Source organism: Microcoleus sp. D2_18a_D3, assembly GCF_036702455.1.
GTDB lineage: Bacteria > Cyanobacteriota > Cyanobacteriia > Cyanobacteriales > Microcoleaceae > Microcoleus.
This window is the reverse complement of record NZ_JAUBTK010000134.1, coordinates 1-1660: the sequence shown is the minus strand read 5'-3', so window position 1 is coordinate 1660 and position 1660 is coordinate 1. Positions and strand designations below refer to the sequence as shown.

At 46.0% G+C, this 1660-nt stretch carries 3 protein-coding genes; all 3 read left to right on the top strand.

The window, feature by feature from the left end; all coding sequences use genetic code 11:
• Positions 1-143: 143 nt before the first annotated feature.
• The 3 genes from QUB06_RS32650 to QUB06_RS32640 all read left to right on the top strand — a co-directional run bounded on the left by QUB06_RS32650 (position 144) and on the right by QUB06_RS32640 (position 1588).
• Positions 144-335 (top strand): NAD(P)H dehydrogenase subunit NdhS, encoded by a 192-nt coding sequence (locus QUB06_RS32650; protein ID WP_333107595.1) that lies wholly within the window; start codon positions 144-146, stop codon positions 333-335.
• 153 nt (positions 336-488) lie between these two features.
• Complete coding sequence (locus QUB06_RS32645) at positions 489-1157, top strand: HAS-barrel domain-containing protein (RefSeq protein WP_333144649.1); 669 nt, start codon at positions 489-491, stop codon at positions 1155-1157.
• Positions 1158-1360: 203 nt separating this feature from the next.
• Positions 1361-1588 carry an element excision factor XisH family protein gene (locus QUB06_RS32640; RefSeq protein WP_333438803.1) on the top strand — a complete coding sequence of 76 codons (228 nt, stop codon included), beginning with the start codon at positions 1361-1363 and terminating at the stop codon, positions 1586-1588.
• The last annotated feature ends 72 nt before the right edge of the window (positions 1589-1660 follow it).

Sequence of the window (1660 nt, the reverse complement as noted above, 5' to 3'; positions counted from 1 at the left end):
ACAGGCATCTTGCCTGTTTAGTGTGTGGAACAGGCATCTTGCCTGTTTAGTTAGTGGAACAGGCATCTTGCCTGTTTTAGCATCAAGTCTCGATCGCCAAGAAAAGGTAAACTATAACCAGCAAACATAACATTGAAACAATTATGATTTTTCCAGGTTCGGCAGTTCGAGTTAAAGATAAGGGTGAGATTTACTACGCCTTTCAAGGACAAGTCCAGCGAGTTACCGACGGGAAAGTCGCGGTACTGTTTGAAGGCGGCAATTGGGACAAGCTGATTACATTCCGCGTGTCACAGTTGGAACTTGTGGATGCTACGGCTGGTCGCGCGAAATAGTCAGCGGTCATTAGTCATTGGTAATGGGTAATTGGTAATTGGTAAAGTACCTAATACCAGGCTACTAATTGAAGACCCTTGAAAACTAGCACAAAACCCATGACTGATGACTAATGACTAATGACTAATGACTAATGACTAATCACTAAAAGTATGCGTTTACCTTTACCCCAATTTGCTACAAAAGAGCGCCATCCCGATCGCATTGCTGAGGTAATCGAGACGGCAACTTCGGAGTTTTTGGCTCAATGTTTGGAACCGGAAGACTTAAGCTTTCCCGTGATGCCACCTTTTGGGAGTTGGGTGAAGGCGGAGGATGAAGAGTCGAAAAATCAAATCTACGGCGTGGTTTATTACGCTACGACTAGCCCGATCGACTCGGTGCACAGAGCTCGCGCTTTGGGTTTGTCGCTGGAAGAGTTGCGGGAAGAACAACCGCAGATTTTTGCGATGCTCAAAACCGAGTTTCGAGTGGCGATTGTGGGGTTTGAGACGGCGCCGGAAAGGTTGAACGGTCACGGCCCCTCTAGGGGTAAAATTTATCAGTATTTGCCGCCGCGCCCGCCGCAAATTCACCAGGCGGTTTATCGCTGCGAACCCGATGAGGTGATTGATTTTACGGTGCAGTTGGATTTTTTGAGGACGCTGCTGGGGGTGGCTAACGCGCCGGTGGATGCGCTGACGGCGGCGGCGATTCGGGAGATTTATCAGTTGCGGATGCGCGATCGATCTTGGTTGGTGGAAGCGGGGAGGAGTTTGAGTGTTTTGCTGAAGGATGATTACGATCGGTTGCGGGTGATTTTGAGTCAGATTCATCCGTAGGGAAAAGCTGAATAGTATGTTTGAGGCCGATCGTCAAATATTGAGGCGATCGCACCAGTCAGACTCTGGTATTTTATCGACCTTACAATTAAATTGAGAAGGAAGAAACGATCGCACTTAATTCAAAATGCAATCGCCCGTTTGTCTGGCACAGTCGTAGGATATGATATAATGGGAGCGAGTAACATGATTTCTCAAAATCTATGTCTGCCAAAGATATCTTTCATGTCTCTGTATGTTCAGCTTTGGAAAAAGAAGGGTGGACTATTACCCACGATCCTTTGTACCTCAAAGTAGACGAAGATAAGCTTTATGTGGACTTAGGAGCCCAAAATAATTTGTTAGGAGCCGAAAAGTACGGACAGAAGATAGCAGTAGAAATCAAGTGTTTTTTAGGTCTGTCATTGATAAATCAGTTTCACGAGGCGTAAGGATTCAGGTGAAAAATAGTCGTTCGAGAGCCGAAAAATATGGTAATGTAGTCAGATGAGCGAACAACCAGA